Source organism: Alteromonas sp. McT4-15, assembly GCF_020515205.1.
Taxonomy (GTDB): Bacteria; Pseudomonadota; Gammaproteobacteria; order Enterobacterales; family Alteromonadaceae; genus Alteromonas.
Genome location: NZ_JAJALG010000002.1, coordinates 182,034 through 199,803 on the forward strand (window position 1 = coordinate 182,034; position 17,770 = coordinate 199,803).

Annotated in this window: 17 protein-coding genes; 7 read left to right on the forward strand and 10 right to left on the reverse strand. The window is 43.0% G+C overall.

Translation table 11 applies throughout. The features are described from left to right. Positions 1-19 precede the first annotated feature (19 nt). From LHL20_RS02625 to LHL20_RS02640, 4 genes are all read left to right on the forward strand, one after another. On the forward strand, positions 20-718 hold the full coding sequence (locus LHL20_RS02625) for a YggS family pyridoxal phosphate-dependent enzyme (RefSeq protein WP_159626755.1): 699 nt from the start codon (positions 20-22) through the stop codon (positions 716-718). A 65-nt stretch (positions 719-783) separates the two neighbouring features. Next, positions 784-1,605 carry a pyrroline-5-carboxylate reductase gene (proC, locus tag LHL20_RS02630; protein ID WP_159626753.1) on the forward strand — a complete coding sequence of 274 codons (822 nt, stop codon included), beginning with the start codon at positions 784-786 and terminating at the stop codon, positions 1,603-1,605. Positions 1,606-1,626: 21 nt separating this feature from the next. Continuing rightward, positions 1,627-2,166 (forward strand): YggT family protein, encoded by a 540-nt coding sequence (locus tag LHL20_RS02635; protein WP_159626751.1) that lies wholly within the window; start codon positions 1,627-1,629, stop codon positions 2,164-2,166. Between the two features lie 39 nt (positions 2,167-2,205). Continuing rightward, positions 2,206-2,646, forward strand: coding sequence for a DUF4426 domain-containing protein (locus LHL20_RS02640; RefSeq protein WP_226432144.1), 441 nt, complete (start codon positions 2,206-2,208; stop codon positions 2,644-2,646). 62 nt (positions 2,647-2,708) lie between these two features. Here the strand turns inward: LHL20_RS02640 and LHL20_RS02645 are convergent, their stop codons facing one another. Then, positions 2,709-3,383, reverse strand: coding sequence for a hypothetical protein (locus LHL20_RS02645; RefSeq protein ID WP_226432145.1), 675 nt, complete (start codon positions 3,381-3,383; stop codon positions 2,709-2,711). A gap of 134 nt (positions 3,384-3,517) precedes the next feature. Next, a complete protein-coding gene (locus LHL20_RS02650; RefSeq protein ID WP_226432146.1) occupies positions 3,518-5,794 on the reverse strand; it encodes a winged helix-turn-helix domain-containing protein in 2,277 nt (758 codons plus the stop codon). A gap of 285 nt (positions 5,795-6,079) precedes the next feature. Here LHL20_RS02650 and LHL20_RS02655 point away from each other — a divergent pair, with 285 nt between their 5' ends. The 3 genes from LHL20_RS02655 (at position 6,080) to LHL20_RS02665 (ending at position 10,723) form a co-directional block, all read left to right on the forward strand. Then, positions 6,080-7,855 (forward strand): DUF885 domain-containing protein, encoded by a 1,776-nt coding sequence (locus LHL20_RS02655; protein ID WP_226432147.1) that lies wholly within the window; start codon positions 6,080-6,082, stop codon positions 7,853-7,855. Positions 7,856-8,081: 226 nt separating this feature from the next. Continuing rightward, positions 8,082-8,576: a hypothetical protein gene (locus LHL20_RS02660; protein WP_159626741.1), complete on the forward strand. Its 495-nt coding sequence runs from the start codon at positions 8,082-8,084 to the stop codon at positions 8,574-8,576. A gap of 125 nt (positions 8,577-8,701) precedes the next feature. Beyond that, a complete protein-coding gene (locus tag LHL20_RS02665) occupies positions 8,702-10,723 on the forward strand; it encodes an NADPH-dependent 2,4-dienoyl-CoA reductase (protein WP_226432148.1) in 2,022 nt (673 codons plus the stop codon). Positions 10,724-10,725: 2 nt separating this feature from the next. On the opposite strand, the gene LHL20_RS02670 is transcribed toward LHL20_RS02665, so the two are convergent. The 8 genes from LHL20_RS02670 to LHL20_RS02705 all read right to left on the reverse strand — a co-directional run bounded on the left by LHL20_RS02670 (position 10,726) and on the right by LHL20_RS02705 (position 17,613). Then, positions 10,726-11,886, reverse strand: coding sequence for a tetratricopeptide repeat protein (locus LHL20_RS02670; RefSeq protein ID WP_226432149.1), 1,161 nt, complete (start codon positions 11,884-11,886; stop codon positions 10,726-10,728). Between the two features lie 206 nt (positions 11,887-12,092). Further along, on the reverse strand, positions 12,093-12,428 hold the full coding sequence (locus tag LHL20_RS02675; RefSeq protein ID WP_226432150.1) for a VOC family protein: 336 nt from the start codon (positions 12,426-12,428) through the stop codon (positions 12,093-12,095). 156 nt (positions 12,429-12,584) lie between these two features. After that, a complete protein-coding gene (locus LHL20_RS02680) occupies positions 12,585-14,417 on the reverse strand; it encodes a DUF885 domain-containing protein (RefSeq protein ID WP_226432151.1) in 1,833 nt (610 codons plus the stop codon). 76 nt (positions 14,418-14,493) lie between these two features. Continuing rightward, on the reverse strand, positions 14,494-15,123 hold the full coding sequence (locus LHL20_RS02685) for a glutathione S-transferase family protein (RefSeq protein ID WP_226432152.1): 630 nt from the start codon (positions 15,121-15,123) through the stop codon (positions 14,494-14,496). A gap of 222 nt (positions 15,124-15,345) precedes the next feature. Next, positions 15,346-15,774 carry an OsmC family protein gene (locus tag LHL20_RS02690; RefSeq protein WP_226432153.1) on the reverse strand — a complete coding sequence of 143 codons (429 nt, stop codon included), beginning with the start codon at positions 15,772-15,774 and terminating at the stop codon, positions 15,346-15,348. 264 nt (positions 15,775-16,038) lie between these two features. Next, entirely contained in the window at positions 16,039-16,377 is a 339-nt protein-coding gene (locus tag LHL20_RS02695; RefSeq protein WP_226432154.1) for an AzlD domain-containing protein, read from the reverse strand. Further along, positions 16,367-17,089 (reverse strand): AzlC family ABC transporter permease, encoded by a 723-nt coding sequence (locus LHL20_RS02700; protein ID WP_159626726.1) that lies wholly within the window; start codon positions 17,087-17,089, stop codon positions 16,367-16,369. Before LHL20_RS02700 ends, LHL20_RS02695 begins: the two co-directional genes overlap by 11 nt. Beyond that, positions 17,086-17,613 carry a helix-turn-helix domain-containing protein gene (locus LHL20_RS02705; protein WP_226432155.1) on the reverse strand — a complete coding sequence of 176 codons (528 nt, stop codon included), beginning with the start codon at positions 17,611-17,613 and terminating at the stop codon, positions 17,086-17,088. Before LHL20_RS02705 ends, LHL20_RS02700 begins: the two co-directional genes overlap by 4 nt. Positions 17,614-17,770 lie beyond the last annotated feature (157 nt).

Genomic DNA, 17,770 nt, shown 5'->3' on the forward strand with positions numbered 1-17,770 from the left:
CTCCAAAACAAGGTGAATAATGCAAACAATAGCAGAAAGACTAAATTCCGCACGAAAAGGAATAGACAAAGCCGCTACCAGTGCACATCGTCCACCAAATTCCATTAAATTACTAGCGGTTAGCAAAACTAAACCCGTATCAGATATTATGGAAGCGTATGAAGCGGGACAACGTATGTTTGGTGAGAACTACGTTCAAGAAGGTGTTGAAAAAACACAGGAACTTGCTCACCTACCTGATATTGAGTGGCATATGATTGGTCCTATCCAGTCGAACAAAACCAAAATCGTCGCTGAGCATTTTCATTGGGTGCAATCGGTTGACAGAGAGAAAATTGCCCGCCGTTTAAATGAACAGCGTCCAAGTCACTTGCCACCACTTAACGTGTGTATTCAGGTCAATATTGACGATGAGCAGAGCAAGTCCGGTGTTTCAGTTGATGAACTCGACGGATTGATTCGCTTTGTTACTAGTCAAGAACGCCTTCAGCTTCGTGGCTTGATGGCTATACCCAAAGCTAATCCAAGTGAGATACAACAACAGCAAACTCTCGCTAAGTTGAAGGAAATATTCGACCTTTACCATACATCACTGAGCAATTTTGATACCCTGTCCGTAGGAATGAGTAGTGATATGACACAAGCAATACAGCACGGGTCTACAATGGTACGTATTGGAACTGCTATTTTTGGCAAGCGAGATTACCCTCAAGGATAAGTCTCGCTCGCGCCAGTGAGCAAACACCACTCATTAGCAAACGCAAATCAACACAGAGGATTTACATGCAACAGAAGAAATTAGCATTTATTGGCGCGGGTAACATGAGCCGCAGCATTATCAGTGGTCTAATTAAGTCAGGTTATGCAAAGGAAAATATTCTTGCAGCAAACCCGTCAACACCTAAATTAGAGGGTTTAAAAGCCGAATTTGGCATTCACACCACCCAGTCCAATGATGAAGCATGCCAATTTGCTGATGCCATTGTGCTTGCAGTTAAGCCGCAAATAATGGGCGATATGTGTGCGGCGTTACAGGAAAATAATGACCTTTCAGGTAAATTATTCTTAAGTATAGCGGCAGGATTGCCCGTCGCCCGCTTGCAAGAGATGTTAGGTGGCCAACACCCGGTAGTTCGCATAATGCCAAACACCCCTAGCCTATTAGGTAAAGGGATGTCGGGTATGTACGCTGACGACACAGTGTCTGAGTCGGACAGACAATACGTTGACGATGTGATGAATAGTGTCGGTGAAACTGTATGGGTAGAAAAAGAAGATGGCATAAATGGCGTTATCGCCGCTGCCGGAAGCAGCCCTGCTTATTTCTTCTTGTTCCTGCAAAACATGCAAGAAGAAGCGATGAATATGGGCTTTGATAAAGCGCAGTCACGTTTAATGGTTCAACAAGCTATGTTAGGTGCAGCCGAAATGGTTTGTAACAACCCAGACCTTGAATTAAGCGAACTTCGCGCCCAAGTTACGTCTAAGGGTGGTACTACAGCTGAAGCCGTAAACACCTTCATTAATGAAGGCCTTAAAGATATTGTAAGTAAGTCGATGCGTGCTGCTGTAGCACGTGCTGAAGAAATGGCCAAACAGCTATAACGTTTGTAGGAAAAGAAAAACATGAACGCAACGGTATTTTTGATTGATACCTTATTTAGTCTTTATTTGATGGTAGTGATCTTGCGCCTTTGGTTACAAGTGGTGCAGGCAGACTTTTATAACCCACTAAGCCAGTTTGTCGTAAAGGCAACACACCCTATCGTAGGGCCGTTGCGCCGTGTTATCCCTTCTATTGGTCGCTTCGATACTGCTACCTTCGTGTTAGCTGTTGTTGTGTGCGCGCTTAAAATCGTCACCCTTGGACTGATGTTTGGCGGTAATTTAAATCCACTGGGCGTGGCTATTCTCTCAGTCATTGGGGTAATTAAAGAAACGCTGTCATTAATGTTCTGGGTGCTATTATTGCGCGCCATTCTAAGTTGGGTGTCGCAAGGGCGCTCTCCTGTAGACTACGTGTTACATCAACTTACCGAACCGTTTTTAGCCCCTATTCGCCGCATCATTCCGCCCCTAGGTGGCCTTGATTTATCGGTACTCATTGCCATTATTGCGCTGCAATTTTTGCAGTTACTTCTACAAGAAACGTTTCCTTTTTATTAAGGTTTCTGAAACTTCATTGTATAGGTAAGGTAAAGACCAATGAATAACCTAAAATCGACAATACTCACCGTTCTTGCCGCAATGCTGGCGCTGTTAAGCCCCCATACGTTTGCAGAGCAAAAAGAAACCCTTGGCGAATGGGATGTACATTATATCGTTGTGGGTACGCCCTTTCTAACACCTGAAGTTGCCTCTAGCTACGGTATCGTAAGAAGTAAGTTTAATGCACTGGTAAACATTTCAGTGCTAGACAAGGCAACTGGCGAGGCACAACGAGTCGATGTGTCAGGTAATGCTAAAAATTTACTCGGTAATACTCGCCAATTAACCTTTAAAAAGGTAGAGGAAGGCGATGCAATTTATTACTTAGCCGTATTGCCATTTCGCGATCAAGAGACATTTCGTTTCAACATTGATGTGAAAAAAGGGACGACAAAACAGACGCTAAAGTTTCAGCAAAAGATGTTTGTCGACGAGTAGATACATCGGTTTTAACATCAGCACATGCAGATAAGACATTAATGTCTTATCTGCATTCTAAACTACCTGCCATGGTTAAAGTTGAATAGTGTTCCCGTTACGTCACCTGACTCATCAGATACTAATGTTCCTTCCGCAGTATAGTGGTACGCTGTAAACTCACCCTCTATTTCATCAAATTGGTTAAAGGCAACAGAATACGAGTTCACCGTATACGCCACATCGCTACTAGCACATTGACACATTGAAACGGTATTAATGGTGTAAACACCCTTGTTTACGTTGCTCAGTAAACCAATTTGCATCACGCCATCTTGAGAAACGATATCAATCCGCTCGCCATCAATTACTCGCATCATTAAGAGTTCATCTGCGTTTTGAGAATAAAGCTGTGCTTTAAGAGCCCATGTCCCTTTGTAGGCTGAAGGCCAAGCACTCGTTAGTCCTCCTTGAGGTAAATCAACCTTTGGCGGCTCTTGTACAGGTGGCGGTGTTTCAGGTACAACAGGCTTTTTAGGTGATATAGGGCCTGGCAATATAGGTCTAACAGGTGCAGGCTCAGGTGTGTATGTTTTAGAAAGCGGGTTAGTCGGCGGCACACTAACAGAGTAATAACGTTTTTTGAGCAACTCATAATAGTCTTCAACATACAATGTAGAAAGTGGAGCCGATAAAGCCTCGAAAGCTCCTGCTAACAACACGCCTACCAGTGTCGTTTTAATGATCGCGTTTTTCATAACTTTTCCTTTTTATTACTGGCAATAATGTTGCCAATCAAACCGATACTTCGAGGAAAAGAATGAAATAGCCCCTAGTTTTTATCTGGAAAAAAATAGGAAATTAATATGAATTTTTTCTCTGTTACCGTTCTCTAGAGTCGCCATTCTAGCGAACGATTCAGTATATCAAGCTTGCGTTGATATCGCTTTTTCAACTCAAGAAAGCGTTCATCTTCATTGAGCAATAGAAAAGAAGGACTATCAAAATAGGCGTAGTACCGCCCAATGGGTATCACATCATCGCTATCAACGAGTGACTGCAACAAGGTAAATGCACGGTCAGTATCACCCAAAAGCGCTAAATACTCCGCGTTAAAAGAAATTGGCATCTCTTTTTCATTGAAAATTGCGGCAATCTTCGTATTTATCTCATCTAATGAATGTATTTCATTGCCATGTTGTGCAAAATGAATTGCGGTCAGTAAGTTTAGCGACGCCAAATTTGAAAATCCCCCGCCATTTAACTCACCAGCAATAAGGTCTTCAAAAAGCGCTTTGTGATCACTCAATAAATAGCCAGGCAACAAATATAACGCTTGTCCAATCATTGCTCGAATATGGGGCGAGCTTACATGGATATTTTCCACGCTATTCAAATGTGATAGCAATGCAGGAATATCTTTTTCGTGGATAGCTTTAGCGAACGACAGATGAAAGCAATCAGTTTCGGTTAACGTTTGCGACACCAAGTTTTCTTCGCATAACGCCCATATATTCGTTAAAAAGTCTTTCCTGTCAGCGGTTATTAGTACGCTCAAATCAAGCATCAGCGTTTTTATTGGCGGACTATCTGCACGTGTTTGACTTGTCCAATCTAATGTTTGCTGATATTCCCCGGACATTGTGGCCGAAAGCGCCTCCATCCATGCTGTTGTGGGGTCTTGTGGCGCTATTTCACGCATTTTGCTAAACAGTGAATGCGCTGCTTTTTCATCACCAAGCAGTAAGTTAACAAACGCAAGCCCGCCGTAAAGCCGAAAGGAGAGAGGATGGGTCGCAATCCCCTCTTTCGCTATGGCAAGGGCCTCTTTGTATTGATGGTGAATAGTCAGCAAATACGTGTAGTTGAAGTAAAAATTAAAACTTTTCTCACCCAGCATTTTAGCCTCGGAAAAATGAGCTAACGCCTTTTGTATATCACCTCTTGCTGGATCACTAATAAGCGGCATGTACAGCATACCTTCAAAAAAAGATAATGTGCTACTCGAAACGCCAAGCTCTCTACTTTTCTTCAGAAAGTCCTGAGCAGAACTTATCACATCTTTTTGCTCTTCCCCTGACGTTAAGTTCATCATCTCAAGATAATTACTTGTAATTGCCTCAACAATTAGCGGGTCAGCAGACGACTGAGCATTCGCCCTTATAAGATAATCCTGAGCCTTTTGAAGGGCTTCAAGAGTGTAATTCTGGAGAAGGATATCCATTGCTAACAGATAAAGTCGGTAAGCTTCTTCAGATTGAGGACTAGGTGCAATCAGCTTATGCTCAATTCCCAAATGTGCAGTGGTATTCATGACAAGGTCATTAACTGCACCCTGTATGTTCAATGACTCTACTGTTTTGCTCTCGGAAAAAAGTGTAAACCCCGAATCTACTTCAACGAGTCTATAGGTTACGGTATGGTAGTTTCCATCACGTCTTACAGCTCCCTCAAGAATAAGATCAACGGGCAACAAGCTTTGAATTTCCCTAAGGCTATGTTTATTGGTTTTAAAATAAGCACTCGACGTTCGACTCGCTACTTTGAAATTGTCAACGTGTGACAAATGCGTGAGAGATAACTCAAGTAGGCCGTTTGCTAAGATACGTTCATCTTTGTTGTCACTGTCTGTCACGTCAAAAGGAATGACAAGTACTCGATATTCCTTCTGAGAATTGTCACCAAAGACACTGAAAAATACTGTAACGATTGCTATCAACACAGTTGCAAGCATGAGCAAATAAACAAACGGAGAACGCTTTTTCACACTGTGAGCTTGAACAGAATGTGTGGTCGGTAATTCAGGAGCTGCTTCTACAGCAGCGCGTTGTACCTGACAAATTTCTGTCAATAGTGATAACTCAAGCCGATAACCTCGTTTAGGAACGGTTGTTATTATCTTCTTATTGGTATCCAGCAACCGAGAAAGTGACTTTCGAAGCTCTGAGATGGCACGAGAAAGCGATTCATCACCACCAAACCTATCAGCCCACACAGAGTCCAGCAACTGCTCTCTGGTCACTACAGTGCCGTTACCTTGGAACAAGGCACAGAACACTTCCATAACCTTTGGTGAGAGCTTTTCAATATGAGAATTGAATTTTAGCGTATTGGCTAAAGGGTCAATTGTTAATCCACCAATACTAAATTGACGATTTAGGTCATTCATCCTTGAAGCGTAGCATCTTGATTTATTTAATACTAAAGTAGCAACGGGGTTAGTGTTAGACAACTACACAAAAGTATAAAAAGTCTATGTCTGTTTGAAAATCCCTATTCCTTACATTCTTCTTCGTAAACTTTCGATTTTCTAAAATTACGCGCTTTAGACACCTCATAAAACGACTCTCGCAACGTCAATATTCAAGTATATTTCAAGTTTTTTTCAACTATCAGGGTGTTGAATTATATAAGCTTTCGCCAGCTTTCTATACATTTTCAAACTGAGGAAAAAATGAAAAAAGTCATACTGTGGTTATCTAGCCTACTTGCGTTGACTGTTGTCGGGTTGAGTATTTTCGTAACTTACCAATGGCATACTGATAAACCGTTATCCATGAGGGTGCTTTTGGATAGAGAAGTATTAAAACTGATGCTTTCAAGCCCTCAAATGAAAACGTCTCTTGGATTGCACCATTTAGGGATTGATAAACATAACTATACCCTCGATAACGGTGACAAATTAACTATTATCGAAAAACTCCCTGATCTTGCTTCTATTAAATCGACAGTTTCACAATATCGCGATCTGACAGGTCAAGAAAAAATAACGCAAGTCGCTGTCATTCATTTACTTGATCGCCTACAAGCGCTTCAGCCTTACCAGTATCACAATTATCCCCTTGATACATTTGGTGGGTTACACAGCCGTTTTCCCGAATTTATGACCAATGATCACCCTATTGAGAATAAGGGTGATATAGAAAGTTATATAGCACGGCTTAAAGATAGCGCTCGTTATTTTGACAACGTTATTAAGGGTATTCATCTGAGAGAAAGCTTAGGCATAGTCCCACCATATATAGTTATCGAAAACGTGTTGGGGCAACTTTCAAAATTTGTTGCTCCAGCAGTTGAAGAGAACACGCTGTTAACGACGCTCAATACAAAAATGCTTACGCTAGACGAGCTAGAGCACGATGAAAAACTAGCATTCTATCAAGAAGCAAAAGATGCTATTTCCAACTACGTTTATCCCAGCTACAGCAAAATGATAGCGTTGTATGAGGCGCTTTTAGAGGTAACGCCAGAAGGCGTTGGTTATTGGCGTTTACCAGAAGGAGAGAAAGCCTACGAGGCATACCTACAGTTTTTTACTACGTTAGACACAACGCCAGATGATGTGTATACAACCGGGGAAAGTGAAGTTGCCCGTCTCCAAGAACAAATGCTCGATATTCTCGCTAAAGATTTCGGTTTCCAGCAAATGACGTTAGCTCAAGCTATGAATTCATTCTTATCAAATGACGATCTCTACTTTGCTGACTCACCAGAAGGACGACAAGCATTACTGGATGAAATGCACGCTGAAAACGAAAAAATGAGAGCGGTATTACCACAGTTATTTTCTCAACCTGACGTGCCGGATTTACAGTTTATTCGAAGCCCACTGCTTACCGAGGAAAATGACTCCCTAGCCCGATATAGCAACAATTCAGTTTTGGTAAATTTAAGTGATATGAAGGCGCTACCTAAAAGCAGTTTGCCTGTATTAACCTTTCATGAGGGGATCCCGGGGCACCATTACCAAACTTCTGTAACTAGCGAGCTTGCGGGGCTGCCCTATATCATTTCACAAACACCATTCGGCTCCTATATGGAAGGATGGGCAATGTACGCCGAACAGCTTGGTTATGAGCTTGGTCTTTATGAAACGCCAGAAGAAGTGCTTTCCTATCTTCACTACGACCTATTAAGAAGCGCAAGAATGGTTATAGATACAGGTATCCATATAAAGCGATGGTCCCGTGAAAAAGCAGTTGCTTATCTGATGACCGAAGTTGCACTAAGTCAAAACGAAGCCGAAATTGAAGTAGATAGAGCTATCGTTGTGCCTGGTTCTGGGCCAATGTACAAGGTGGGGCAACTCAAAATATTGTCATTACGTGAGCAAGTGAAAGCGAGACTGGGCGAAAAGTTTTCGCTAAAGCATTTCCATGACCGAGTGTTAGAAAATGGCGCCTTACCGCTTCCCTTACTTGAGAATTTATTGTCTGAGAAAGGGGTGTAAAAATAGTAAGCCGTATGCTTTTGTGCCGCTTTAGCATCTAAAGCGGCATCTTGCTAGCCGACATCTGAACAGACCCCGAGAAGAGCCAAGCTCCCTCTTTCATCTTCAATGCATGACGGCTAAAAATATCAAAATTCAACTTTTTTTCATGTTTTTTTCAGTTTTAAGTTATTAATTCACAGTAACTTTTTCCACACAACAACAATTCATACATGGAAAATAAATCATGAAAAAATTGACTTCTTTTTTTTGCATCACGCTACTACTAAACGCGTTTAGTACCCTCTCATATTCTCAGGAAGATACTAAAGACAACAAAGTATCTGATGATGAATGGCAAGCGTACCTTGACAACCTTGCCCCCGAGAAAAGTGAAATTACTGACTATTCAATGATGTTCTTTTTCGACGTTGAAGTTGGACAAGAAGATACGTTTAAGGAATTAGTTACAAAGTACTTCATTGAAGGCTCTAAGCTAGCCGGCGTGGCGGTTCCTACGCTTTATACTATGACAACTGGCGAATATAGTTTCATGGTGATTTACCCTACCAACAATCCGGGAGAAGAATTCGAGTTTTCTAGAACGGCTGAAGACGTCAAGTTCATGAAATCACTTGCGCAACATTACTCAAAAGAAGAAATAAAGAGTGGTTTTGACAAATTTTATTCTCTAATTAAGCGCAGTAAGAGAATTATCATTGGTAAGGTTGCACCTTACTAACGGAGCCAGTTAAGGGAGACCGTTCCCTGGCTCCCTTTTTCGGTTGCCAGACTATCTCGTGGGTCTGGCAACTTTTTTAATTAGTGTTAGCATCAAGTAAAACTGACAAATGAGTGCTAATAATAATGACATCACCTTACCCTCACCTACTTGAACCACTGGATTTAGGCTTTACTACGCTTCGCAACAGAACGCTAATGGGTTCTATGCACCTTGGCCTTGAAGAAGAAAAAGGCGGATTTGACAAACTAGCTGCGTTTTATGCCGAGCGTGCAAAAGGTGGTGTCGGTCTAATTGTGACCGGCGGTATCAGCCCAAATATATCAGGCTGGGTGGCGCCTTTCGCAGGCAGAATGACCCGTAAAGGACATGCGAAAAAGCACCGTGTTATTACCGACGCTGTGCACGCCGAAGGCGGTAAGATTTGTATGCAAATTCTGCATTCCGGTCGTTATGGTTATCATCCTCTTGCGGTGTCTGCCTCTCCAATGAAATCTCCTATCACGCCGTTTAAGCCTAGAGAGCTGTCGTCTCGTGGCGTAAGAAGTACGATAAAAGATTATATTAAGTGTGCGAGCTTGGCATTTGACGCGGGTTACGACGGTGTGGAAATTATGGGCTCAGAAGGTTATCTGATTAACCAGTTTTTCTGCAAAAGAACTAACCATAGAAGTGATGAGTGGGGTGGCAGTCTTGAGAACAGAGCCCGCCTTGCAATAGATATTGTAAAAGGTGTTCGAGAAAAAGTAGGCACTAACTTCATCATTATTTATCGTCTATCAATGTTAGACCTAGTCGAAGGAGGCGCCGAGTGGGATGAAGTGGTTTATCTTGCAAAAGAAATAGAAAAAGCAGGAGCAACACTCATCAATACGGGCATTGGTTGGCATGAAGCAAGAGTTCCGACAATTTCTACCTCGGTACCACGCGCTGCATTTACCTGGATTACTGAGCGTATGAAAAAAGAGGTTTCATTACCGCTTGTTACGACCAACCGCATAAATACCCCAGAAGTAGCTGAGTCGGTGTTAGCGCAAGGTCACGCCGATATGGTATCAATGGCGCGACCTTTCTTGGCGGATGCACATTTTGTAGCCAAAGCCATGCGTGATGAATCGGCGCTTATCAACACGTGCATAGCATGCAACCAAGCGTGTTTAGATCATGCGTTTGAGCAAAAGCGTGCTAGTTGCTTGGTGAACCCACAAGCATGTTATGAAACTGAACTAACCTTTGCACCCGCGACAAACAAGAAGAAGTTAGCTGTTGTAGGGGCTGGCCCTGCAGGTCTTGCCTTTTCAATGTACGCCGCAGACAGAGGGCACGACGTTCATTTGTTCGACAAAGCAGCGGAAATTGGTGGCCAGTTTAACTACGCTAAACAAGTACCAGGCAAAGAAGAGTTCTATGAAACTTTACGATACTTCCAAAATCAACTAGCGCGTACTGGCGTGAACATCCATTTGAACACTGAAGTAAGTGTAGAAACACTGAAACAAGAAAACTTTGATGAAGTTATACTCGCAACAGGAATTAACCCTCGAAAATTGACGATTGAAGGGCATGATCATCCTAAAGTAATGGGCTATTTAGACGTGCTTCGCGACCATAAAACTGTCGGTAAGAAAGTCGCTATTATTGGCGCAGGCGGTATAGGCTTTGATGTTGCTGAATATTTGGTAGAGCATGAACACCTTGCCAAGGATAAAGAAAAATGGCTTGCTCACTGGGGTATCGACCAAAGCTACAGCGCGCCTGGTGCACTTAAGGAAAAAGCTATTGAGCCTTCAGAACGCGAGGTTTACCTGTTACAACGTAAAACGTCCAAAGTGGGTAAAGGACTCGGAAAAACAACCGGCTGGATCCACCGCCAGTCATTGAAGCACCACAATGTTCAAATGATCAATGGTGTGAGCTATGAAAAAGTGGATGATGAAGGATTGCATGTTCTGATCAACGACCAACCAAAAGTGCTTGGCGTTGATCATGTTATTGTATGTGCAGGGCAAGAACCCTTCAAACCGCTGCAAAAACCACTTGAAGACGCCGGCTTTACGGTGCATATCATTGGTGGTGCAGATGTTGCTGCTGAACTTGATGCCAAGCGCGCTATTCGACAAGGCGCCGAACTCGCCGCAGCAATATAATATTACTCGTGACTACGCTGCAACGCTTCTAGCTTTGCAGCGTAAAGCCCGCGATTGTCGGATGGATAAGATAAGCTCACTGCTTTTTCCATGGTTGTCAGCGCTTGTTCAATATTGCCGTTAAAATAGTGCGCCTTTGACAACCCTAGATAGCCCTCAGCTAAGTACGGTCCCTCTTTTACCGCACGTTTGAAAAATACTTCTGCGCGCTCGTAATTACCCTTTTTTAGTGCATTATTACCTAAGTCGTACCATCGGTAAGGATTGCTATCATCAGCGCGTAAATACAACTCACCTAAATTATCGAGTGCTTGTTTGTCGCCTACGCTATCCAACAACACCGCGTAATTGGTCAGTGTATGAATTGATTTATTATCGTTTTCAATAACAAACTCATAGAGGCTTCTGGCTTTTTCAAATAGCCCATGTTTTCGATATAACACTGCAAGTGTATTTATTGTTTCTGGGTTTGTATCGTCAAGTTTCATTGCCTCAGATAGATAGCTATAGGCCAAGCTACCATTTTTGTTTCCCACTTCTTCAGCCGCCATATTTTGGTAATACATAGAAATAAAAGCGTTTTCCGTGATGTATTCCCCAAGGTCGTTTGATGCTGACGGAAAGTAGTCAATTACCGCTCGGCTTCTAAAGAAAATCACCCCATCTTGTTTTTCGTGTTGGGGCTCAAGCACTATGCTGCGAACATGGGTAGAGGTAGTTAGTACACCATTGATTCTGCGGTAAAGCGGTGGGGTATGAACTTGTTGATAAAATACGTCAAGACCCACAAGTCTAGCTAATGCAGTAGTGAGCACTGCCAACGACAAACAATTGCCCGATTGCTTACTTAATGCCTCAGACGCAGTAAATGTTTCACCGACATAATTAAAATGCTGAACAAGTTTATTAAGGTAGTCTGCCAGTCTGAAGTTAGGGGAAGTGTCTTGGTTTTCAGGCGCATAGTAGTAAGACAAAAACTCCTGTTGCTGCGCTTGGCTTAGCGAAAATAGCGAGCTGGGTTGTGTTACCGGCGTGTATCTAAACGTTGCACTTTCCCATTGAGGTCCTGCTATTTCCGGTTGTTCAACTTTTGCGGTCATTGGCGCAGTCTGGCACGCTGACAACAACGCAATTGCGGCAACACCTATTAGTGACCCTTTCATCGACTGATTCATTTTCAATACCGTTCCCTCATATTGCAGCTTCCTTCATGGCAATAGGACACCAAGGCTCAAATACAACCATACGCATGCAACCTACCACTTAACGAATGTGTTTTTGAAAAACACGCTCAATCAACGTTACCAGAATGACATATTAATAATCAATAGAATCAGTAGGTCTGTGCAAGCACAGGCTGTTCATAACATTAAAACTGGTCAAACATAATCGCGTTGCCGTCAGGGTCTTTCACCACAAGATGACCAGGACCACTGTTCCCCTTTACGGGTACATCAATAGAAATACCCTTATCGAGTAAGTGGTCTTGAACAGCACGCACATCACTGGGATTGAACGTTAGAATATTGTCTTCAAACATCCCTTCAAAAAGACCAATCATTGTTTGACCATTTTTCATGATAAGCCATTTCTCTTCCACCGAACCACACGATGGCATAGCGGAAAATCCCAAAGCTTCATAGAATGTTTTAGATTCTTCAATATTGCTTACCGATAAGCTCAATGAAAACATACCCAATTCCACAACCTTTCTCCTTATTAGAAATTTAAAAAAAGATACTTTCACGCTCTAGATTCAATGTAATAGAGCCCTAGAGCAAAAACACTGCGGCTGGTCGCAAATATAAAAAAAGCCAGTGATAAACATATCGACTGGCTTTTTGCGTATCAGTGAATTGCGTTACCCTTTCTGGCTGGCAATCCAGCGGTCAATTTTTTGCTCTAAAATAGCCAGTGGAATACCACCAGTATTTAACACTTGAGCATGGAATTCACGAATATCAAATTTGCTTCCAAGCGCCTTTTCAGCGCGAGCACGGAGTTCTTGAATTTTGAGAGCCCCAACTTTATACGACAGAGCCTGTGAAGGTATGGCAATATAACGCTCTACTTCAGCAACCACTTCGGTGCGCGTCATACCTGAGTTTTCAAGCATAAAGTCAATGGCTTGCTCACGTGTCCACCCCTTGGCATGAATACCGGTGTCAACCACAAGACGCATTGCGCGAAGCTGCTCATCCTGAAGCGTACCGTAACGGTTCCATGGATCGTCAAAGAAGCCCATTTCGTAGCCTAAGGTCTCCGAATACAGTGCCCATCCCTCACCAAAAGCGGGTAAGAAGCTAAAACGCATAAATGAAGGCAATGCTTCGTTTTCTTGCGCAAGACTTACTTGGAAATGGTGACCCGGTGCGCCCTCGTGAAGATACAGCGTAACGTTACCTGTTGTTAATCGACTCGGTAGATCGTATGCATTGAAGTAAAACGTTCCCGGTCGCGAACCATCAGGTGTGCCAGGCTGATAAGAACCACCTGCACTAAATTGCTCAATAGCAGGGTCGTAGGGTTTAATTTCTAACTCTGATTTAGGCAGTAAAGAAAAGTACTGGTCGATTTTTTTGTCAACTTCTTTGCCAATATCATAGTAACTCTGTGTTAATGCTTCACGACTTTCAGGTTTGAACTTAGGATCAGTGCGCACGTAATCAAAGAATTCATTCAACGTACCTTCAAAACCTACTTCGTCTTTTATTTCAAGCATATCGTTTTTAATACGCTTAACTTCTTTAAGTCCCAAATTGTGAAGCTCATCTGGTGTCATAGGTAATGTGGTAGAACCTTCCACCATCAGCTGGTACAACTTAGCACCACCTTTCATGTCACTTAACCCAATGGTTTCTCGCGCGACAGACAGGTACTCATCTCGAAGGAAATCACGCATGCGTGCAGTTGCATCATAGATAGCTTGTGTCGCTTTTTCGTAATCAGCAGTTAAGCGTGCTTTTTCGTCACTAGAGAAGCTTTCGGGGAACATGTTAATTGGTCCCCAGAATTGCGACTCTTTAAGTGGTATCGCAAGCTGCGTATCAAGCTGTTTTATCACGCGGTCTATCGTTAATTTGGTTTCAACAACACCACTTTCCATCCCCTCGCGGAACTTATCGATTGAGCGGTCTGAAATTGCGATATACTCTTCGTGTCTAGCGAGGTTGTTCTCGTAATCTTCAACAGTTTTAAATGGCGCTGCGCCTTTGCCACTTGCAAAAGTCGGGTAGAAAGTATGAAAACCACTGAAATGATTAACCGGGCGCACTTCAGTTAAAGCTTCTATTTCGTCACTCGACATTTGAAGTGAACGTTCTTCGTTATACTTAAAAACGTCATAAGCTAGCTTATCGACATCGCTTAGCTGACTTCTGTCAATGTGCTTTAGTTCAGAAAGATTCAATAGTGTCGCCGTTCTACCAGCCAAGGCATGTGAGTCAGTAAAGAAGTCACCTATTTTGTCAGCATAGCGCATATCACCGCGAAAAATCGCCATAATTGGGTTTAGCTCAATGTCGCGCTCATCAGCTGCTGCAAATAAGGCAAACAATTTATCGTGCTCAGTTTTTAGTTCTTGTTTGGCAGTCGCTTGCGCCTTGGGCGCATTGTGCTCATGCGCCGTCACTGAAACTGTCCCTAAAGCAAGCGCTACGGCGCCACTTACCAGCAGGGTTTTGAATGCTTTCATAGTATTTCCTTTTTTGTGAGCTTTAAAAGGCTCTTTGTCGTTTTTTATAATCGTTGTGTGGTGTCGTTAATTCGCGCTACGTCGGCAAATGAGAGTTTTCATTTTTCCATGCTTTTTCGTAGGCGGGACGGGCTAAAATACGCTTGGTATACTCGGCTACATTATCCTGAGGTATTGCCAGTTTGCTGCCTTTAGCCCAAGATAAAATATGACCCGCAATAATATCTGCCATGGTAAACATATTGCCACATACGAACTCATTGTCGCCTAACATGCTAGAAAACACCGATAATGCGCGTTGAAATTCCCATTCTCCCACTTCTCGCATGTCGGCAATTCGTTTTTCTGCAGGCAATGCAAAGGTGTGTTTGGCGATATTCCAAATTGGTTGCTCTAGTTCGTTGGTCAGAAACATCAACATTTCTTCGTACTTTGCTCGGGCAAAGCTACCACTTTCAGAAATAAACTCTTGCATACCGTGGCGCTCGGCCAAGAATGTGACAATTGCAGCAGATTCAGATATTGCGCCCTCATCGGTAACAAGTACCGGAATTTTCGATGCTGCATTAATGGCTTTGAATTTATCACTGAAATGTTCACCTTGTCGCAGGTTTACCAGATGATAATCGTAAGGAAGCCCGAGTTCTTCCAACGCCCACGCGACGCGCACGGAACGTGTCTTGGGATAACCGTAAAGTGTGTACATGCCCAGCCCTTGTATGAACAGATAAGTGTTAACTGTAAGTTGAATAGGTAAAAAGTGCTAGTCGTGAAATGTTACTGAGTTTTTCCAGTAATATTGAAAGCATTGCGTAAATATTCACTCGCACTTTCTAGGAAATATTAGTATTTGAGCGGCCAAAAGCCGCTCACGTTTTACTATTTTTACTGTGTACACGCTTTTGATGTTTAGTATCAACTATACACCTCAGTTTAATTGATACTCTAACGTAATATTGGTATCAAGAAGTTGAGACACGGGGCAATTCTCTTTTGCCTCCTGAGCTATCTTCTTAAACTCATCTTCTGTAACACCTTTAACTTTGGCCTCTAGGCTCAGAGCAGATTGGGTAATTTCAAATCCCCCTTCTACTTTCTCTAAGCTAATTTTTGCCGTTGTATTTAGCTCACCGTCCTCATACCCTGCATCAGATAGTGCAAATGACAACGCCATGGTGAAACAACTCGCATGCGCAGCGCCTATTAGTTCTTCGGGATTCGTTCCTTTTCCATCTTCAAATCGCGTGTTGAAACCGTAGGGATGGTTCGACAAAGCCTTCGTTTCGGTAGAAATACTACCCTTGCCCTTTTTTCCTAATGGCTTGTAGGTTGCGCTCCCAGATTTAACTATTGTCATGTCATCTATCCTTAAGTTTTAAACTAACCAGATTGGTTCAATTTTGAAGATATGATGATGCAAATGCTTTGCCGACAATAATCTCTAACACTATCTCTTGCCAGTTGTGGATTACAGAGATAATTGCCGCTCAATAAAGTAGTGCGAATGAGACTAAAACACGTACTACGCAGAAATTAAGTAAGACAAGGTGAAAATTTTACACAACTGTGAAGCACTGCAAACACGTGCGTAATTTTACCATGGCATGATTTGCTACAAGTGTCATGCGAGCAATACGAGCGTTAAACCAAAGGCCAGTACACCACAAAAAACAGGGAGGCCTAGCGTTTTAAACTTTCGCCAGACTAATGTGGTTACTAGCGTACCAACAACCGTTGCGACCCAACTTGCTTCAGAGGGCACTTTCGGTATTAACGATGCGCCTAGCATGGCAGCTATCATTAACGGCCCCAAAACACTTAACCATATTGGCAAATGCGCTTGTGTATTGTTGGCCTTGTGTTTATTGAAATGCCGCTGCGTCCAGATAAGTGGTGCCACGCGCAATCCATATGTGCCTATCGCCGCCACAACAATAGCCACCCAAATATCAGTTTGCATGAGTGTGATTCCTTTGGGCATATGTTGAAAGAAGATAGAACGCGAGTGCGCCAGCCATTGCGGCTAATGGTATTGCAGCATTTTTAAAGGCACTTTGCGCGATAACTAGCGCCACGGTAATAGTCACAAGCAGCGCTGTTCCCCATCGTTTATTTGAAAATTTAGGGGCCAGTAACACAAGAAATAAAGCCGGTAGCGCAAACGGCATCACGCTATCTAGCACGGGCCATTTTTGTGTTAGTGTATCGCCAGCGATTGCTCCAACCGTCGTGCCCACTATCCAACTTAACCACGCTACTAATGAAACGCCTTTAAACCATCCCACTTTTTCTGTGTCTTTCATTGTAGGTAGACGGGTGTGGGCGAGTGCAAATATCTGGTCGGTTAAACCGTGCATTAAGTAAGGCCATGCTCGACTTGGTGGTAAGTAAGGCACTAAATTAGGCGCATAAACAACGTGACGCACATTGACCAACAATGTCATACAAACAGCTAGCCACAATGGCGAGCCCGATGCCACCATAGCGACGAGTAAAAATTGTGAAGCCCCAGCGTAAATGAACACTGAGATCAGGGTGGCTTCTAGGGTTGAGAAGCCTGCTTGAACCGCAATAACACCAAAAGAAATAGCGACAGGTATATAACCTCCTAGCAGCGGAAGACCATCTAAAACGCCTTGCTTCCATCCTCCTTTCTGTGTCGGCGCATTCATGCTTTTTCCTCCTTGTGATACACAATCGTTATTAGGCACGTCGCCCATGTATCTTGCGTTTTGTAGACATGGGGTAAGTCGGCATTGAAAACTACACTGTCACCCGGCTTTAAGTGCTGCGTACGCCCTGTATTTCCTGCTTCTAATGCCCCACTCACCAGTACGATTGTTTCTTGCGTGCCTGTGGCGTGAGCTTCGGCCTCTCTCACAGTGTTAGGTGCAATAGACATCCAATAAGCGTCAACGTTGGGCGTCCCTTTCCCCTGTTCTATCAAGCGCACTTCTACGCCTTTCTCACCCACGCTTGCACTCAACGGTTGCACCAATTCGCCAAAGGGTACGTCCAGTTGTTTGGCTAAACGCCAAATTGTGTCCAGTGTTGGGTTACCGTTTCCTTGCTCTAGTCTTGATAAATTAGACTTAGCAATGCCTGCCCCTGCAGCAAGTTGAGACAAAGACATGCCTTTTTCTTGTCTAAGCTTTTGTAAATGCCTGCCTAGGGTGTTTAACGTCGATTGATTCAATGTAGGAAGTCCTAAGATGCTCTGACATAAACCGTTCCATATAAAGAACGTTCTATATATAGAACACCTTAAAGTCAACAGAATTATTAAATCTAAAGAGCAAAATCAGGCGTGATATAGTTATAACGATAAAAGGGTACTTCACTCGATGAGTGTG

Bases quoted from the DNA above. Each gene is read 5' to 3' on its own strand.
- LHL20_RS02645 (WP_226432145.1), bottom strand. From the start codon at position 3,383: ATGAAAAACGCGATCATTAAAACGACACTGGTAGGCGTGTTGTTAGCA.
- LHL20_RS02635 (WP_159626751.1), top strand. From the start codon at position 1,627: ATGAACGCAACGGTATTTTTGATTGATACCTTATTTAGTCTTTATTTG.
- LHL20_RS02695 (WP_226432154.1), bottom strand. From the start codon at position 16,377: ATGCAAACTGATATTTGGGTGGCTATTGTTGTGGCGGCGATAGGCACA.
- LHL20_RS02640 (WP_226432144.1), top strand. From the start codon at position 2,206: ATGAATAACCTAAAATCGACAATACTCACCGTTCTTGCCGCAATGCTG.
- LHL20_RS02690 (WP_226432153.1), bottom strand. From the start codon at position 15,774: ATGACAATAGTTAAATCTGGGAGCGCAACCTACAAGCCATTAGGAAAA.
- LHL20_RS02680 (WP_226432151.1), bottom strand. From the start codon at position 14,417: ATGAAAGCATTCAAAACCCTGCTGGTAAGTGGCGCCGTAGCGCTTGCT.
- LHL20_RS02660 (WP_159626741.1), top strand. From the start codon at position 8,082: ATGAAAAAATTGACTTCTTTTTTTTGCATCACGCTACTACTAAACGCG.
- LHL20_RS02625 (WP_159626755.1), top strand. From the start codon at position 20: ATGCAAACAATAGCAGAAAGACTAAATTCCGCACGAAAAGGAATAGAC.
- LHL20_RS02650 (WP_226432146.1), bottom strand. From the start codon at position 5,794: ATGAATGACCTAAATCGTCAATTTAGTATTGGTGGATTAACAATTGAC.
- LHL20_RS02655 (WP_226432147.1), top strand. From the start codon at position 6,080: ATGAAAAAAGTCATACTGTGGTTATCTAGCCTACTTGCGTTGACTGTT.
- proC (WP_159626753.1), top strand. From the start codon at position 784: ATGCAACAGAAGAAATTAGCATTTATTGGCGCGGGTAACATGAGCCGC.
- LHL20_RS02700 (WP_159626726.1), bottom strand. From the start codon at position 17,089: ATGAATGCGCCGACACAGAAAGGAGGATGGAAGCAAGGCGTTTTAGAT.
- LHL20_RS02685 (WP_226432152.1), bottom strand. From the start codon at position 15,123: ATGTACACACTTTACGGTTATCCCAAGACACGTTCCGTGCGCGTCGCG.
- LHL20_RS02670 (WP_226432149.1), bottom strand. From the start codon at position 11,886: ATGAAAGGGTCACTAATAGGTGTTGCCGCAATTGCGTTGTTGTCAGCG.
- LHL20_RS02665 (WP_226432148.1), top strand. From the start codon at position 8,702: ATGACATCACCTTACCCTCACCTACTTGAACCACTGGATTTAGGCTTT.